We start from the raw sequence: 16303 nt of genomic DNA on the forward strand, positions 1-16303 counted from the left end.
TCTTTAGATCGACCACTCAGCGGAACGCATCACCCGCCCTTGACAAGACTTCAACTCATCGGCATGATTCGCGGCCTATTTTGTTTGCTATTTCCTAAAAAGTCTTTCGAGGAGCTCGACGGTGGCCAACACACCTTCCGCCAAAAAACGTGCAAAACAGGCTGAGAAGCGTCGCAGCCACAACGCCAGCCTGCGTTCCATGGTTCGTACCTACATCAAGAATGTAGTTAAAGCCATCGACGCAAAAGACGCTGAAAAAGCGCAAGCCGCTTACGTTCTGGCTGTGCCAGTTATCGACCGCATGGCCGATAAAGGCATCATCCACAAGAACAAGGCAGCTCGCCATAAGAGCCGCTTGAATGGCCACGTCAAGGCTCTGAGCCTTGCTGCTGCCTAAGCGATAAGCTTGTTGAAAAACCGACCTCAGGGTCGGTTTTTTATTGCCTGCGATTTGGCAAGCACACCCCCAAAAAAAATGCGGGAGCGAGCCTGCTCGCGATGGCGGCACAGCAGTCAACAATGATGTTGAATGTTACAGCCTCATCGCGAGCAGGCTCGCTCCCACAGGGTACTGCGTCAGATTATTGGGCGTGCGCCCACGGCAAGATCGGAATCGCGGTCACCGCATTCTGCGGACTGCCTTCGATCAGGCGATCGCTGTAGACCAGGTACACCAGGGTATTGCGCTTTTTGTCGAGAAAACGCACCACCTGCATGGTCTTGAACACCAGCGATGTGCGCTCCTTGAACACCTCTTCGCCATCCTTGAGCTCACCCTTGAAGCTGATCGGCCCGACCTGACGACAAGCGATGGACGCTTCCGACCGATCCTCGGCCAACCCCAGACCACCCTTCACGCCGCCCGTCTTGGCTCGCGACAGGTAGCAGGTCACGCCATCGACCTTCGGATCATCAAAGGCCTCGACGACGATGCGGTCATTCGGCCCGACGAATTTGAACACGGTCGATACCTGACCGATTTCTTCCGCCGATGCCAGCAACGGCATCGCCAACAGCAACCCCAACAATCCTTTTGCCATGCGCATTCGCGTTTTCCTTAAACCAGAATCAGGTTATCGCGGTGAACCAGCTCCGGCTCCGCCATGTAACCCAGCAAACCGATAATCGCCTCAGACGATTGACCGATGATTTTTTGCGCCTCAAGCGCACTGTAGTTGGCCAAGCCACGGGCGATCTCACGACCGTCCGGCGCCACGCACACCACCATTTCACCGCGACGGAAGCTGCCCTGAACCAGCTTGACACCAACCGGCAGCAGACTTTTATTACCCCGAGACAACGCCGTGACCGCACCCTCATCCAGCACCAGCGTGCCGCGAGTCTGCAAGTGCCCGGCCAACCACTGCTTACGCGCCGCCAGCAGGCCGCGCTCAGGCGAGAGCAAGGTGCCGATGCGCTCGCCCGCCTTCAGACGATCCAGCACACGCTCAAGACGCCCACCCACGATGATCGTGTGAGCCCCCGAACGCGCCGCCAGACGCGCCGCGCGCAATTTGGTCTGCATACCGCCACGACCCAACGCACCGCCGGTGCCGCCCGCCACTGCATCCAATGCAGGATCATCAGCACGCGCTTCATAAATCAGCTTGGCGTCAGGGTTGTTGCGCGGATCAGCATCGAACATGCCGTCACGATCGGTCAGGATCACCAACAGGTCAGCCTCGACCAGGTTGGCCACCAGCGCCGCCAGCGTATCGTTGTCGCCGAAACGGATTTCATCGGTGACCACCGTATCGTTCTCGTTGATCACTGGAATGACCTTGAGATCGACCAGCGCACGCAAGGTGCTGCGGGCATTGAGGTAACGCTTGCGATCGGACAAGTCATCGTGAGTCAGGAGAATCTGCGCCGTGTGCCGGCCATGCTCGGCAAAGCTCGACTCCCAGGCCTGCACCAACCCCATCTGACCGATGGCGGCAGCCGCCTGCAACTCGTGCATCGCACTGGGTCGTGCGGTCCAGCCAAGGCGACTCATACCTGCCGCTACTGCCCCCGAGGACACCAGCACCAGCTCGACACCCGCCTCATGCAGCGCGACCATCTGCTCAACCCAGACGCTCATCGCTGCGCGATCCAGACCCTTGCCGTCAGCCGTCAGCAATGCGCTGCCGATCTTCACGACCCAACGCTGCGCACCTGTCACCTTGCTCCGCATCATCTTCAACCTTAGCTTGAGGACAGCGCGACCCAGCGCTGCCCGTAACGTTATTCGTGACTACCGATTTCCAGATACCAAAACGCCGCTCGATAGAGCGGCGCTTAAGTTTACTGCAACGAATCAGTCGCGCACGTAAATGATTTCCGGACCATCTTCATCATCCACATCTTCTTCGTCCCAGTCGTCATCACCGATGTCATGGACCGACTTCACGCCGCTGCGGCGCAGGGCACGCTGGTCATCCAGCGCCTGCAACTGGGCACGGGCTTCGTCTTCGATGCGCTGATCGAGATCGGCCAGCTCTTCCTTGTAGACCGGGTCGTTAGCCAGACGATCGGCACGATCTTCCAGGTAACGCATGATGTCGCGCGTCAGGCGCTCGGTGCCTTCTTTGGCAATGGCCGAGATCACGTAGACCGGACCGGTCCACTCCAGACGATCAACGATTTCCTTGACCCGCTCTTCGTGCTCTTCTTCAAGGATCTGGTCGCACTTGTTCAGCACCAACCAGCGATCACGCTCAGCCAGCGAAGGGCTGAACTTGGTCAGCTCGCTGACAATCACTTCAGCCGCGTCTGGAGCACTGGTGTCATCCAGTGGCGCCATGTCGACGAGGTGCAGCAACAGACGGGTACGCGACAAGTGCTTGAGGAAGCGAATCCCCAGGCCCGCGCCGTCGGAAGCACCTTCGATCAGACCCGGAATGTCGGCAATGACGAAGCTTTTCCAGCGATCGACGCTGACCACACCAAGGTTTGGCACCAGGGTGGTAAACGGATAATCAGCAACTTTCGGCTTGGCCGCCGAGACCGAACGGATAAAGGTACTTTTACCGGCATTCGGCAAGCCCAACAGGCCCACGTCGGCCAACACCTTCATTTCCAGCTTGAGGTCACGCTGCTCGCCCGGCTTGCCTGGCGTAGTCTGGCGCGGCGCGCGGTTGGTACTGGATTTGAAACGGGTGTTACCCAGACCGTGCCAGCCGCCATGAGCCACCAGCAGACACTGACCAGCCTTGGTCAGGTCGCCAATGACTTCTTGCGTAGCAGAGTCAATGACCGTGGTGCCGACCGGAACCCGCAGGACCAACTCTTCACCTTTTTTACCGGTGCAGTCAGTGCTGCCGCCGTTGGCGCCACGCTCGGCATCGAAGTGCCGGGTGTAACGGTAGTCGACCAGGGTGTTGAGGTTTTCGTCGGCGATCATGTAGACCGAGCCGCCGTCACCACCGTCACCGCCGTTAGGACCGCCGTTTTCGATGAATTTTTCCCGACGGAAACTCATGCAGCCATTACCGCCGTCGCCAGCCTTTACTCGAATCGATACTTCATCAACAAACTTCATAACAAAACGCCTCTCGCCATACGGACGAGCCGAAAAACACTAAGACATAAGACTCTTGCAAAAATGAGCGCAGCGACCTCAATCAACGACCGCATAATCCAGCGCCGGCAGCCCATACAAACAGTTTTGCAAGAGACTCACCCCACAAACGAAAAAGCCCCGTCGCAAGACAGGGCTTTTCCAGCGATCGCRCAATTAAGCCGCGACAACGCTCACGTAACGGCGGTTGAACGCGCCTTTTACTTCAAACTTGATCACGCCTTCGATTTTCGCGAAGAGGGTGTGATCTTTACCCATGCCAACACCGTAACCGGCGTGGAATTGGGTGCCGCGCTGACGCACGATGATGTTGCCCGGAATGATTTTCTGGCCGCCATACATCTTCACGCCAAGGCGTTTGGCTTCTGAGTCGCGACCGTTACGGGTACTACCACCAGCTTTTTTGTGTGCCATGAGTTCAATTCTCCTAGTGAGGAATTAGGCTGAAATTAAGCCTGAATACCGGTGATTTTGATCTCGGTGTACCACTGGCGGTGGCCCATACGCTTCATGTGGTGCTTACGACGACGGAACTTGATGATGCGGACTTTATCGTGACGACCTTGGGAGATCACTTCAGCCACAACGGTAGCGCCAGCAACAACTGGAGCGCCGATATTCACGTCATCGCCATTGGCGACCAACAGAACGCGATCAAAAGTTACGGATTCGCCGGTAGCGATTTCCAGTTTCTCGATCTTCAGGTATTCACCTGGGGCGACCTTGTATTGCTTGCCACCAGTAACGATTACTGCGTACGACATGGTATTTCTCCGATAATCCTGCTCACCCAGCTCTTTATAAGAAGAAGTATTGGCTGGCATGGCTGCATGGGATGGAACGACCCAAATGCAATTGCGTAAGGCAGGTGCTGCCCAGGAAGTTCAGGGTGCGCGATTGTACGCAAGCCACGAGCGCGTTGCAAGTGGCCGTCCATCGCGCCTTGACAGGCCCGGACGTGGGTCCTAGCATGCCGCGCAACCCTTCTGGAGCGACTGTCGCTGATGCAACCCCAAGCTTTCTACCGCGCGGTGGCGGACGATTTTAACGCCGTCGACGGCATCATCRAGAAGCAGCTGACTTCCCGAGTGCCGCTGGTATCGAAAATCGGCGATTACATTACCTCGGCTGGCGGTAAACGCCTGCGCCCTTTATTAGTGTTGCTGTGTGGCAAGGCTCTGGGGCGCGAAGGCGACGACATGCGCCTGCTGGCCGCGACCATCGAATTCCTGCACACCGCCACCCTGCTGCATGACGACGTGGTCGACATGTCCGGCATGCGCCGTGGCCGCTCGACCGCCAACGCCATGTGGGGCAACGCCCCGAGCGTGCTGGTGGGTGATTTCCTGTACTCGCGCTCGTTCGAGATGATGGTCGAACTGGGCTCGATGCCGGTGATGAAGATTCTCTCGCAAGCCACGCGGATCATCGCTGAAGGCGAAGTCCTGCAGCTGTCCAAGGTGCGCGACGCCAGCACCACCGAAGAAACCTACATGGAAGTCATCCGCGGCAAAACCGCGATGCTTTTCGAGGCTTCGACCCACAGCGCCGCGGCCCTGGCTGGCGCGACGCCAGAACAGAGCGAAGCCTTGCGCACCTTTGGCGACCACCTCGGTGTGGCCTTCCAACTGGTCGACGACCTGCTGGATTACAAAGGCGACGCAGAAACCCTGGGCAAGAACGTCGGTGACGATCTGGCCGAAGGCAAGCCGACCCTGCCACTGATCTACACCATGCGCGAAGGCACGCCAGAGCAAGCGGCACTGGTGCGCCGGGCGATTCAGAAAGGTGGTATCGAAGACCTGGAAAGCATCCGCGCCGCCGTGGAAGCCTCGGGTTCGCTGGACTACACCGCACAACTGGCCCGCGATTATGTGGCCCGTGCGATCAAATGCCTCGAAATGCTGCCTGCCAGCGAATACCGGGATGCATTGGTCGAACTGAGCGAATTTGCAGTAGCCCGCACGCACTAAGACTGCCCTTTGTGGGAGCGAGCAGGCTCGCTCCCACAGGTTGTCACCGCTGCACCCTCTCCTGCCTAAAACCCTATATAATGTGCGCTTTTAGCCATCCTGAATCCAAGGAGCTTTAGTGAGCACGTTGCCACCCTGCCCGAAATGCAATTCCGAATACACTTATGAAGACGGCGCCCAACTGATCTGCCCAGAGTGCGCCCACGAATGGTCCGCCAATGGTGAAGCCGACGCAGCGTCCGATGAAACCGTGAAAAAGGATTCGGTCGGCAACGTCCTGCAAGATGGCGACACCATCACCGTGATCAAGGACCTCAAGGTCAAGGGCACATCGCTGGTGGTCAAGGTCGGCACCAAGGTCAAGAACATCCGTCTGTGCGATGGCGACCACGACATCGACTGCAAGATCGACGGTATCGGCCCGATGAAGCTCAAGTCCGAGTTCGTCAGAAAAGTCTGAACCTGCTGTATTCCATCCTGCGCCCTGCGTGGGATGGAGCCTCACCCTCGCCTGATCCCCCAGCAATCCCGCCCAATAGCAAAACGCCAGCCGTTTTGATCCTCAGCAATTCCCCCACAGAAAACAGCAGAAACCGCCAATAGGTACTTGCTATTAATTAAATAGGAATTATTCTCATCAAACCATTARAAAGGAGATGAGCATCATGACTTACTTGATCGATGCATGGCTGGATCGCCCACACCCGTACCTCAGGATCCTGCATCGGGAAACCGGGGAAGTGTGTGCGGTACTGGAAGAAGAAGCCTTGAGTGAGCTGCAAGACCAGGGCGACCTCGACCTCAATGGCCTGAGTTCCAGCGAGCCGGTGGTGCTCAAGGAACTGGTGCGCAACCTGTTTCTGTTCTGCTACGCCCGGGCATTGCGCCCGATGAATGAACTGCACCACAAGATCGAACTATGAGACACCGCAAAAGACTGTGGGAGCGAGCCTGCTCGCGATGCGGTCACCTCGGTTTCCTGTGAAACCGAGGTGATGCCATCGTCGGAACGCCGCCCGGAGCCGGCTCGCTCCCACATTGGCCCGTCATAACAACAGGCCAGGGCTTACAGAACGTCGAGCAGCTCGACGTCGAACACCAGAACGCTGTGCGGCGGAATGCTGCCAACGCCTTGTGCGCCGTAAGCCAGTTCGCTCGGCACGTACAGGCGCCATTTGCTACCGGCGTTCATCAGTTGCAGGGCTTCGGTCCAGCCGGCGATCACGCCGCCAACCGGGAATTCTGCAGGCTGGCCACGATCGTAGGAGCTGTCGAACACAGTGCCGTCGATCAGCGTGCCGTGGTAGTGAGTGCGCACTTGATCTTCACGGGTTGGCTTGGCGCCTTCACCTTGAGTCAGTACTTCGAACTGCAGGCCGGAAGCCAGAGTGGTGATGCCGTCACGCTTGGCGTTTTCAGCCAGGAATGCCAGGCCTTCGCCAGCGGCCGCTTCAGCCTTGGCAGCCGCTTCGGCTTGCATGATTTCGCGGATGACCTTGAAGCTGGCAGACATTGCTTCCTGGCCAACACGGCTTTCCTTACCGGCGAATGCGTCGGTCAGACCGGCCAGGATCGCGTCCAGGCTAACGCCCGGTGGCGGGTTGTCGCGCAGTTGGTCGCCCAACTGACGGCCGATGCCGTAGCTGACGCGGGTTTCGTCGGTGGACAGATTTACTTCGGACATGACACTGCTCCGCTGTGCGGACGGCTCGGGACATTGCCGTGCGTGCACAGCGCATCCCGGAGCGCCCGGAACCAAAAGGGCGAGCAGACTAGCACAGATGCCATTGCGGTGATCAGGGCTGTCAGCGCTATTGGGATATGGGCACCTTCAGGCTCTCTTCCCCACTGGTGCCCAGACCGCACATCTCGTCGTGCACCGAGGTGTGAATCAGGTTGAATGTCAGCTTGGGAAAGGCATGAAGGACTTCACGAGCATGTTCCACCGAACGCAAATGCAGTGTTTGCCCATGGGTGTCGTCGATTGGATGAGCGGCGCCATGTATCCGTGCCTCTAACAGATAGATCCCGCCTTCCATCGAAATCAGATTCAGCTCATCAACCTTCCCGGCGAGGGCATAGGCGTTCAACTCTTCCAGGTTCATGGGCACACCCCGCGCAATGGCGAACCGAGACACCTACAGGGATATGCCTCGGCGCACAAAAGCACAAGCCGCAAACGCCGCCGCCCGTCCGTTTCACAACGGCTGTGGCGAGCAAGCTCGCTCGCCACAGGGGACATTCCCAAGCGGATCAGTGCTTGGTCAGCTTGTCCAGGTAGCCCATGGCAAACGCCGAGATCACGAAGGTCATGTGAATGATCACGTACCACTTCAGGTGCTCGGGATCGACGTTCCTGGCGTCCATGAAGATGCGCAACAGGTGGATCGAGGAAATCGCCACGATCGAGGCCGCGACTTTCATCTTCAGGGAAGAAGAGTCCATCGTGCCCAACCAGTTGAGCTTCTCCTTGCCGTCATCGATGTCGAGTTCAGACACGAAGTTTTCGTAGCCGGAAATCATCACCATCACCAGCAAGCCGCCCACCAGCGCCATGTCGATCAGCGACAACAGCACCAGAATCAGATCGGACTCGGCCATCGAGAACACGTTGGGGATAACGTGGAAGACTTCCTGAAAGAATTTCAGCGCCAGGGCCAGCAGGCCCAGGGACAAACCGAAGTAGATCGGCGCCAACAGCCAGCGCGAGGCGTACATTGCATTTTCGACAAAACGTTCCATTGAATCTCACACAAAGGTTTTAAACGGCGGCGAGTATATCAGCCGCTCAAAACCCCATAAACCGCAGACAAATCCACAACCTGCGAGTCTGCCAAAGCGTTTTTCTGCTAGTGTCCAAAGCATTCGCATCGTTTATTTGCGTTGTAGAGGAAAACCGGAAAATGGATTTGCGATTGCCTTTAACGACTGTCGGCCTTTGCCTCGCGGTACTGATCGGCGGCTGCTCACCCAGCGATGAGAAGCGCCCGCAAAGCCTCGAGGAGAAGACCGCACAGTTCGAGAAGTCGCTGGACGCGATTCAGGATCCCCAGCTCAAGGATGCCGTGGCCAACCTCGGCGGCTCGTTGCTGCTGCTCGAGCGCGCCCAGCAAAAGCTTGCCATCAAGCCGATCGCCACCGAATACGGCGAAGACGCCATGGCCCTGCTCAAGCACTATCCCACGCCGCAGGCGCTGGTCGACACTTACATCAACGGCCTGTTCGTGTTGCGCAAGGACTCCAGCTCCGACTACCTGACCGACTTGCAGCCGGTGTTCCCTTTCAGCTTCAACATGCCTTCCGAGTTTCCCTTCCCGCATGGGCTGGAATGGCAGTCGGTCACGCTGAGCAACAAGAAGGTCATCCCTTTCCAGCCCGAATGGTCGGAAACCGATCCCGGTATTCAGTTGAGCCCTTCAAGCGCCAGCCTGACCAATCCGGATGACCTGACCGTGGCCTACCCTTTTGTCGAGGGCACGGAGCTCGACAACAAAAGCCAGCCGCAACCGACGACGCTGAAAGGTAAAGTCGAAGTCATTGCACCGCGCAAGGTATTCACCTTCGACCTGACGAAAAAAGACGTGGGCCAGACCYGCACTGACGACAACATCAGCGTCACCCTGAAGGCCCTCGAAAAGAACTACGCCGAGGTCGAAGTCAACAACAGCGCAGCACTGGCCCCAGACGTCAGCGATACCCCGCTCAATCCGCTCATCGTCCAGGCCAGGGACACGACCGGGCAGTTGCTCTCACGCTCGGGCTCGATCAACGAAGACGCCGCACAAATCGGGTTCTATCAAAAACAACTGGCCGAGATGCAGAAGCAGACCGCCTGGAGCGATGCGTTCGAAAAACAGCTCGAAGACGAACAACAGGCGTTCGAGCACCAGCAGACTCATCATTACACCAAGGTGTACTTCAACGGCCCGATCGAAAACCTCGAAGTCAATGCCCTCGACTTCTCGGCCGTCACTGTGACCCGCAAGGACCTGGAGCTGCCGGTACGCCGCTTCGACCGCAATACCACGGATAAAACCATCCAGAGCCTGAACCTGCCCGTGGTTGTGTACGACGATCAGGCCGCGACCTGGCTCAAAGGCGCCACACTGAATGAGGAACAACTGAAAAAGAACATCCACGTCAACCAGTCCGTCGAGGACGCCAGTGCGGCACGCATCGAATTCGATCACCCGAAAACCTTCAACGACGAACTGCTCGGCTCCTCATTCAGCCCTGGCGACACCCCGGTGACCTTCTTCACCCAGAACGATAAGGGTAAACGCGGTGAGCCCATCGAATTGCCAGCCGAGGCCTTCGAARTCGACCCGCTGCGCGCCACCATCACCTACGACCTGACCTTGTTCCCCGAGACGCCGGCGTATGCCGTCGGCTCGATGCCGTTGTTTCTGGCCAATATTGAAAAAAGCAGCCTCGACACCCAGAAGCTGCCCAAAGGCCTGGAGCTCAAGGGCAACGCCTTGGTGGTTGACCAGAAAGTATTCCCCGCCCAGGACTGGCGCTTCTTCGCCAAGGACGCGAACGGGAATTACCTGAAGGAGATTCTTGCGGTCAGCCACGACGCCAGTGCAGAAGGCCCGGCGGTGGTTGAGGTGCATTATTTCTACGGCCAGCCGAGCAGCCTGGAAACCTACCAGCGCACCAACCTCAATACCGTCGAATACGGATTCGAGGTCAAGCTCGACAAGGCCGAAAACCCCAACCCTGTCGAATAGTCACTAATGCTCGGGGGTGAACTGAAAACCACCCGAATTTCGGCAGCGCCCACCATTGATTTCCCGCAGCTGGGCTTGCAAGTGCAAACACCAGATTTGCGGGTCATCGGCCAGCTGATAGCCGTGCAGAGTCAGGCTTTCAACGATGGTATCGAGTATCGATTCGGCCACGAAAGGACCATGAAACGGGCCCTGGGCCTTGATGGCGGAAGGTTGTTCACCGGCCATTCCGGCGGCAAACAACAAGGTCCACATACCGGTGTCCCCCGCAAGCGGGCGAATACTGCATTCGATACGGGTAACCAGGCCCAGGCATTGGCGGGTGAGGCAGAGGTTGCGCGGCATGGCGGCGACCCTCGGTAAATCGGGTATTCAGCCTCCACGGGAAGGCTGTCTCGATCCAGTGATGACTGTYGATGTCCTTGTCCTGAGCATAGAAGAAAAGTCGAGTCAGCAAGTTGACGGAGCCAAGAAGGCGCCGAATGGTCGTTGTTGGTTTTTTGACGCCACCCGGGCGGCAAAAAGCGCTACCAAAATGACGACCCAGTGCCATGCACAAACCCCGTGGCGAGGGAGCTTGCTCCCCCGCCACAATGGCTGTGTACAGCTTCGGGGGTCAGGCAGGTTTGGCTGCAGCCAATGCTTCCTGAGCCTGCGCATGCTCCTTCTCGGCCTCTTTCAAATCATCTTCGCTGATCAATTCCGCGATCACCCGCAAACGCTCCACCACGCGCGCGTTGACACTGCCCTCAGGGAACTGACCCTCTTCGTCCGGCTCACCGGCAGGCTCGCCCACCAGCAGGCTCAGTGCCTCATCGGCCTGACGCACCGCATAGACATGGAACTGCCCGGCACGCACGGCCGCCAGCACCCGCTCATCGAGCATCAACGTGGCGACGTTGGCCTGAGGAATGATCGCGCCCTGTTCGCCGGTCAAGCCGCGCGCCTCGCAAAGACGGAAGAAGCCTTCGATCTTCTCGTTGACCCCGCCTACCGCCTGCACTTCACCGAACTGGTTGATCGAACCGGTAATCGCGAAGCACTGCTTGAGCGGGGTTTTCGACAATGCCGAAATCAACGTGCAGGCCTCGCCCAGCGAGGCGCTGTCGCCATCGACGTAACCGTAGGATTGTTCCAGCGCGATACTGGCCGAGATCGCCAACGGGAATTCCTGGGMATAACGACTGCCCAGATAGCCGGTGAGGATCATCACGCCCTTGGAGTGGATCGGCTGCCCGAGGTTGACCTCACGCTCGATGTCGACGATGCCGCTGCCACCGGGGTAAACCGTGGCAGAGATTCGTGCCGGTATACCGAACGCCGAGTCGCCGACTTCCAGCACCGTCAGCCCGTTGCACTTGCCGACCGCCGCACCCGCAGTGTCGATCAGGATGATCCCTGCCAGCATGTCATCGAGAATCCGTGCCGACACGCGCCCGGTGCGGGTGGCCTTGGCCTTCAGCGCGCGCTCGATGTGCCCGGCGTCGGTCATTTCGTCACCGGCCAGATCACGAATGAAGTCCGCCTCGCTGACCAACTGGAACAGATCGCCAATGCGCGCCGACAAACGGCCCTGATGCTCGGCCAGCCGCGCACTGTAGGTTGCCAGACGTGCCACCGCATCGGCGGTCAGTGGGGCCATGCCTTCTTCCGAGGTCCGGGTCTTGAGCAACTGGGCGAACTGCTCGAGGCTCTCATCGACCATCGGGATGTCTTCATCGAAGTCCACCAGTACCCGGAACATCTCCTGGAAGTCCGGATCGAGGTCTTGCAGCGTGTAATACAGCTGGCGTGCGCCGATGATGACGACTTTGACCTGCAACGGAATATGTTGCGGCGTCAGGGTCACCGTGGCCAGTCGGCCCAGCTCGCCCAGCGGCGATTCCATTTTCAGCTTGCGTGACTGCAAGGCCCGCTTCAGCGCATCCCAGACAAAGGGTTCGCTGAGCATCTTTTCGGCTTCCAGAATCAGGAAGCCGCCGTTGGCCCGGTGCAGCGCGCCTGGACGCAACTGCCGATAGGTGGTGTAGAGCGCCCCCTGATCGGTGCTGTACTCGATACGGCCGAACAGGTTGTCGTAAGTCGGATGCGGTTCGAACACTACGGGGGCGCCGCCACTGTGCGGATGACCGACCACCAGGCTCGGGCCATATTGTTCTTCGAGCAATTTACGAGCGATAGCATCGGTCTTGCTGTCATCGACCAGTTGCTCGACCACCGTCTTGAGCAGGTACACCTGCATCGCTTGCAGGTAACCGCACACCGCAGCGTTTTCTGCGTACTTTTCCGACAACGGCGAAAGCAATGGCTGCAAGGCCAGGGTGATGGTTTCTTCGTTGAGCTGACGCAACTGATTGCTCGACTCGCGCTTCCACTGCGGCAAGCTGGCCAACTCTTCGTTCAGCCGCTCTTCCAGTCCGGAAATATCGTCGTGGAAGCGCTCGCGAACGGCTTCCGGCAACTGGGCAAATTCCGCTTCGTCCAGCGCCTTGCCTTCGCTCATCGGGGTGAAGGCAATGTTGGTGCTGTCACGGTACAGCGCGACTTCTTTCTCCAGCGCCAGGCGCTCGATCACGTCCAGTGCCCGGTCGTAGCGCTGATTGAAGGCGCGGTCGATGGCACTTTTCTTTTGCTGGTAGGACGGGTGCTCGAAGACCGCTGGAAACGTCGCCAGCAGGTTGTCGATCAGGCCATTGATATCGGCGATGAACGCACCGGCGGTCCCCGACGGCAACTCCAGCGCGCGAGGTTCGCGCGGCTCATCGAAATTGTTGACGTAGACCCAGTCCGCCGGGGTCTGCAGGCGTTTGCCTTCGGCTTTCAGGTAGCGTTTGACGAAAGAGAACCGGCCGGTACCGGGCTCACCCATGACAAACACGTTGTAACCGGGGCGTGGCATGGCCACACCAAACTGCAAGGCTTCAACCGCACGTTCCTGGCCGAGCACGCCGCGAAAAGGCTCCAGCTCATTGGTGGTAGAGAAGCTGAACTGTTCAGCGGAAAACGGACGGGTCAGCGCTTCAGGCGCTAGACGCAAGCTGGCAGCAACAGGATCAGGCATCGGGCTTCCTTACATCAGGCGGGGCAATTGAAGGCATTCTGGCGCTGCCCGTGCCCGACTGGCAAGGCGCGCCTTGGGTAAAAGCATAGTCAAGCGCCAAACCCTGGACGGGCCAGGGCTAAATCGATGGTTACTGGGAATGTTTGGCAAAAAATCACGGAACCCCCGGATCGTGCCTAGACTCCAAACTGCGCGGCTGGACCAATCACCAGCCAAATGGCGTCGGAGCGGCGCCAGAACCCCTGTCCATTGGTACGCAAACAAAAGAGAACACAGCTATGAAACGGATTCTTCTTGGTACTCTCTTCACCGTTGCATCCCTCAACGCCATGGCCCAGGCGCCAGGCGGCCCGGATTGCGGTTGGGGCAACATRCTGTTTGAAGGTCAGCGTGGCACCCCGGCACACTTCCTGGCATCCACCACCAACGGCACTTCTGGCAACGCCACATTCGGCATGACATCCGGCACCAACGGTTGCGCAACCAACTCCGCGCTGACCTACGGCGGCAAGTCCTGGATTGCCATGAACGGCATGATGAACGAACTGTCCGAAGACATGGCCAAGGGTCAAGGCGAAGCGCTGACCACCTATGCCGTGGTACTGGGCGTCGCACCGCAAGACCGTGCGTATTTCGCCACCGTCACCCACGAGCACTTCCAGCAGATTTTCAGCAAGGCTGACGTGACCGCTGAAGACGTGCACACCAATACCCTGGCCGTACTCAAAGGCGATGCTCGCCTGGCCAAATATGCCACCCCGGCTTAAGCTCGACCTCACCCGCCCCTTTACCAGGGCGGGTTTTGTTTTTTGGACCCGACCTGCTTTGGGTTTTTTTTGAATTAAGTAGTCCACCATGCTCAAACGCCTTGCCTGTCTGGCGCTGTTTGTCTGCGCCCCGCTGTCCGCCGCGCCTCTGATCGACAACCAACGTTTGCAGCAACTGGCCAACGACCCGTTCTGGATTTCTCTGGGCCACTACGAAAGCGCAAAACTCGGCGGCTGGCGCAGCTATGTCAGCGACAAGAAATTCTTCCTGGCAGCCAACGGCGCCGAGCATCCCGACGCAGAGCTGGCGGCCACCGTACAAGCGCTCTATGCCCCGGCCAGTAAAGGCCAGCAGCACGCGCAATGTGTTTACCCGGCGCGTACCCGCTGGTTGAAAGCCCAACTGAACCTGAACGATTTGCCGACGGTGGATTGCAGCGAGTTCAAACAATGGTTCAAGGATGTATCGCCCCACAGCGCGGTGATGATCTTTCCGGCAGCCTATCTGAACAGCCCGTCATCGATGTTCGGTCACACCCTGTTGCGCATCGATCAGGCTGACGTGCAAACCGACCACACTGCCCTGCTCAGTTACGCGATCAATTTCGGCGCTTATATCGAAGGTTCGGACAACAGCATCCTGTATGCCTGGAAAGGCCTGATGGGCGGCTATCCGGGGTTGTTCGCGCTGGTGCCCTACCAGGAAAAACTCTCGGAATACCGCAGCCTGGAAAACCGCGATATGTGGGAATACCGGTTGAACCTGACACAGGCAGAAACCGAGCGCATGGTCGAGCATGTCTGGGAGCTCAAACAGATTCAGTTCGATTATTTCTTCTTTGATGAAAACTGCTCCTACCGCTTGCTGGAGTTGCTGCAAGTGGCGCGGCCGAGCCTCAGGCTCACCGAACAATTCCCGCTGACGGCGATTCCCACCGACACCGTCAAAGCCGTGAAAGACGCCGGACTGGTGGAGAAAATCGATTACCGTCCGTCCCGCGAACGTGAGCTGTTGAGCCGTGCCAAGCCGCTCACCGACGATGAGCAGCAATGGGTGTTGAAGGTCAGCGCCGACCAGAAACGCTTGCAGGAGCCGACCTTCAAGGCGCTGCCACGTGATCGCCAGGCATTGATCATCGACGCGGCCTACCGTCTTGAGCGCTACCGCGCCAACGGCCAGGAACGCGATCCACAGCGCGCGCAACGCAGCTTCGAGCTGCTGCGGGCGATCAATCAGAACCCGGCGCCGGAACTGTCCATCAAACGCCCGGGCTTGCCGGAAAACGGCCACGAATCGCGCACCTGGCAGGCCGGCATCGGCAGCCGTGGCGACAAGGCCTTTGGTGAATATGGCCTGCGCATGGCCTATCACGACCTCAACGACAATGCCGAAAGCTTTCCCCTTGGCGCACAGATTGAAATCCTGCAGATGAAACTGCGCCAGTACGAAGGCAATCACTGGCAGTTGCAGCAACTGGACCTGGCGACCATCCGCTCACTGACCCCGCGTAATGAGCTGCTGCAACCCTGGTCCTGGCAGGTGACCGGTGGCCTGGAGCGGGTACCGGGAAAACATGACGATGAAACCCTGGTCAGCCATGTCAACGGCGGCGCCGGCGGCACCTGGCAACTGGGCGATGACGTGCTGGGCTTCGCCCTTGGCACCGTGCGCATCGAGCACAACAGCGACTTTGCCGGTTTCATCGCGCCCGCCGCCGGTTTCAACAGCGGTGTACTGTGGAAGAACCCGCTGGGCAATCTGAGCCTGGAAGCCAAAGGTGATTACTTCACCAACGGTGAAGTGCGCCGCAGCCTGAGTCTGAACCAGCAGTGGGAGCTGTCGCGTAACCTGGGCCTGCGCCTGAGCGCCCAGCGCGAGTTCAGCCACATTGCCTCGCCTGAAAACGAAGTCATGCTGGAACTGAAGTGGTATCACTATTGAATCGCGCTCCCCTGCAGGAGTGTGAATTCCCCGCATTGAAAGCTATGTTTATACAAGGAGCTCAAACTACATGGATGCCAACTGCTGTTCCCTCGAAGAAGTACGCGACAACATTGACCGGCTGGATCGGCTAATCGTCAGCCTGCTGGCCGAGCGCGGCGCTTATGTGTCGCAGGCCRCTCGCTTCAAGAAAGACAGCGACGCGGTGAAAGCACCCCAGCGTGTTGAACAGGTCATCGCCAAAGTCCGGGCGCTGTCTGAAGAG

General features: G+C 58.5%; 18 protein-coding genes. 8 read left to right on the top strand and 10 right to left on the bottom strand.

What is annotated here, in order from left to right:
* The first annotated feature begins 121 nt into the window (after positions 1–121).
* Positions 122–397, top strand: a complete 276-nt coding sequence (gene rpsT, locus AC1DH9_RS04995) for a 30S ribosomal protein S20 (protein ID WP_123583164.1) — start codon at positions 122–124, stop codon at positions 395–397.
* A gap of 184 nt (positions 398–581) precedes the next feature.
* Here rpsT and AC1DH9_RS05000 read toward each other — a convergent pair whose 3' ends face one another.
* From AC1DH9_RS05000 to rplU, 5 genes are all read right to left on the bottom strand, one after another.
* Positions 582–1046 (bottom strand): CreA family protein, encoded by a 465-nt coding sequence (locus AC1DH9_RS05000; protein ID WP_019691618.1) that lies wholly within the window; start codon positions 1044–1046, stop codon positions 582–584.
* Positions 1047–1057: 11 nt separating this feature from the next.
* The gene (proB, locus tag AC1DH9_RS05005; RefSeq protein ID WP_427546486.1) at positions 1058–2176 is read right to left on the bottom strand and encodes a glutamate 5-kinase; all 1119 of its coding nucleotides are present in this window, start codon (positions 2174–2176) and stop codon (positions 1058–1060) included.
* Positions 2177–2299: 123 nt separating this feature from the next.
* Complete coding sequence (cgtA, locus tag AC1DH9_RS05010) at positions 2300–3523, bottom strand: Obg family GTPase CgtA (protein WP_427546480.1); 1224 nt, start codon at positions 3521–3523, stop codon at positions 2300–2302.
* Between the two features lie 195 nt (positions 3524–3718).
* Positions 3719–3976, bottom strand: a complete 258-nt coding sequence (gene rpmA, locus AC1DH9_RS05015; RefSeq protein WP_003176049.1) for a 50S ribosomal protein L27 — start codon at positions 3974–3976, stop codon at positions 3719–3721.
* 35 nt (positions 3977–4011) lie between these two features.
* On the bottom strand, positions 4012–4326 hold the full coding sequence (rplU, locus tag AC1DH9_RS05020) for a 50S ribosomal protein L21 (protein WP_003176051.1): 315 nt from the start codon (positions 4324–4326) through the stop codon (positions 4012–4014).
* A 240-nt stretch (positions 4327–4566) separates the two neighbouring features.
* Here rplU and AC1DH9_RS05025 point away from each other — a divergent pair, with 240 nt between their 5' ends.
* The 3 genes from AC1DH9_RS05025 (at position 4567) to AC1DH9_RS05035 (ending at position 6458) form a co-directional block, all read left to right on the top strand.
* On the top strand, positions 4567–5535 hold the full coding sequence (locus AC1DH9_RS05025; protein ID WP_477807879.1) for a polyprenyl synthetase family protein: 969 nt from the start codon (positions 4567–4569) through the stop codon (positions 5533–5535).
* A gap of 118 nt (positions 5536–5653) precedes the next feature.
* The gene (locus AC1DH9_RS05030) at positions 5654–5995 is read left to right on the top strand and encodes a zinc ribbon domain-containing protein YjdM (protein WP_054595511.1); all 342 of its coding nucleotides are present in this window, start codon (positions 5654–5656) and stop codon (positions 5993–5995) included.
* A gap of 205 nt (positions 5996–6200) precedes the next feature.
* Complete coding sequence (locus AC1DH9_RS05035) at positions 6201–6458, top strand: PA4570 family protein (protein ID WP_427534028.1); 258 nt, start codon at positions 6201–6203, stop codon at positions 6456–6458.
* 143 nt (positions 6459–6601) lie between these two features.
* On the opposite strand, the gene AC1DH9_RS05040 is transcribed toward AC1DH9_RS05035, so the two are convergent.
* The 3 genes from AC1DH9_RS05040 to AC1DH9_RS05050 form a co-directional block, all read right to left on the bottom strand.
* Positions 6602–7219: an FKBP-type peptidyl-prolyl cis-trans isomerase gene (locus AC1DH9_RS05040; protein ID WP_054595509.1), complete on the bottom strand. Its 618-nt coding sequence runs from the start codon at positions 7217–7219 to the stop codon at positions 6602–6604.
* 127 nt (positions 7220–7346) lie between these two features.
* Positions 7347–7640: a DUF6482 family protein gene (locus AC1DH9_RS05045; protein WP_427534030.1), complete on the bottom strand. Its 294-nt coding sequence runs from the start codon at positions 7638–7640 to the stop codon at positions 7347–7349.
* Positions 7641–7788: 148 nt separating this feature from the next.
* Positions 7789–8277, bottom strand: coding sequence for a TIGR00645 family protein (locus AC1DH9_RS05050; RefSeq protein WP_123423585.1), 489 nt, complete (start codon positions 8275–8277; stop codon positions 7789–7791).
* A 161-nt stretch (positions 8278–8438) separates the two neighbouring features.
* On the opposite strand from AC1DH9_RS05050, the gene AC1DH9_RS05055 reads away from it, so the two are divergent.
* Positions 8439–10268, top strand: a complete 1830-nt coding sequence (locus AC1DH9_RS05055) for a hypothetical protein (protein ID WP_477807880.1) — start codon at positions 8439–8441, stop codon at positions 10266–10268.
* A gap of 3 nt (positions 10269–10271) precedes the next feature.
* Here AC1DH9_RS05055 and AC1DH9_RS05060 read toward each other — a convergent pair whose 3' ends face one another.
* Both AC1DH9_RS05060 and AC1DH9_RS05065 read right to left on the bottom strand, forming a co-directional pair.
* On the bottom strand, positions 10272–10613 hold the full coding sequence (locus AC1DH9_RS05060; RefSeq protein WP_427547030.1) for a PA4575 family protein: 342 nt from the start codon (positions 10611–10613) through the stop codon (positions 10272–10274).
* 271 nt (positions 10614–10884) lie between these two features.
* Positions 10885–13329 carry a Lon protease family protein gene (locus tag AC1DH9_RS05065; protein ID WP_477807881.1) on the bottom strand — a complete coding sequence of 815 codons (2445 nt, stop codon included), beginning with the start codon at positions 13327–13329 and terminating at the stop codon, positions 10885–10887.
* 278 nt (positions 13330–13607) lie between these two features.
* Between AC1DH9_RS05065 and AC1DH9_RS05070 the strand changes: the two genes are divergently transcribed.
* The 3 genes from AC1DH9_RS05070 to AC1DH9_RS05080 all read left to right on the top strand — a co-directional run.
* On the top strand, positions 13608–14096 hold the full coding sequence (locus AC1DH9_RS05070; protein WP_477807882.1) for a DUF3015 domain-containing protein: 489 nt from the start codon (positions 13608–13610) through the stop codon (positions 14094–14096).
* Between the two features lie 88 nt (positions 14097–14184).
* Positions 14185–16038 carry an Lnb N-terminal periplasmic domain-containing protein gene (locus AC1DH9_RS05075; protein WP_427547038.1) on the top strand — a complete coding sequence of 618 codons (1854 nt, stop codon included), beginning with the start codon at positions 14185–14187 and terminating at the stop codon, positions 16036–16038.
* Between the two features lie 70 nt (positions 16039–16108).
* Positions 16109–16303: chorismate mutase (locus AC1DH9_RS05080; protein WP_477807883.1), on the top strand; the 195-nt coding region annotated here is incomplete at its 3' end.

The sequence above is a fragment of the Pseudomonas sp. 05T35 genome, from assembly GCF_056396605.1.

Bases quoted from the DNA above. Each gene is read 5' to 3' on its own strand.
- AC1DH9_RS05000 (WP_019691618.1), bottom strand. From the start codon at position 1,046: ATGCGCATGGCAAAAGGATTGTTGGGGTTGCTGTTGGCGATGCCGTTG.
- proB (WP_427546486.1), bottom strand. From the start codon at position 2,176: ATGCGGAGCAAGGTGACAGGTGCGCAGCGTTGGGTCGTGAAGATCGGC.
- cgtA (WP_427546480.1), bottom strand. From the start codon at position 3,523: ATGAAGTTTGTTGATGAAGTATCGATTCGAGTAAAGGCTGGCGACGGC.
- rpmA (WP_003176049.1), bottom strand. From the start codon at position 3,976: ATGGCACACAAAAAAGCTGGTGGTAGTACCCGTAACGGTCGCGACTCA.
- rplU (WP_003176051.1), bottom strand. From the start codon at position 4,326: ATGTCGTACGCAGTAATCGTTACTGGTGGCAAGCAATACAAGGTCGCC.
- AC1DH9_RS05035 (WP_427534028.1), top strand. From the start codon at position 6,201: ATGACTTACTTGATCGATGCATGGCTGGATCGCCCACACCCGTACCTC.
- AC1DH9_RS05040 (WP_054595509.1), bottom strand. From the start codon at position 7,219: ATGTCCGAAGTAAATCTGTCCACCGACGAAACCCGCGTCAGCTACGGC.
- AC1DH9_RS05045 (WP_427534030.1), bottom strand. From the start codon at position 7,640: ATGAACCTGGAAGAGTTGAACGCCTATGCCCTCGCCGGGAAGGTTGAT.
- AC1DH9_RS05050 (WP_123423585.1), bottom strand. From the start codon at position 8,277: ATGGAACGTTTTGTCGAAAATGCAATGTACGCCTCGCGCTGGCTGTTG.
- AC1DH9_RS05060 (WP_427547030.1), bottom strand. From the start codon at position 10,613: ATGCCGCGCAACCTCTGCCTCACCCGCCAATGCCTGGGCCTGGTTACC.
- AC1DH9_RS05075 (WP_427547038.1), top strand. From the start codon at position 14,185: ATGCTCAAACGCCTTGCCTGTCTGGCGCTGTTTGTCTGCGCCCCGCTG.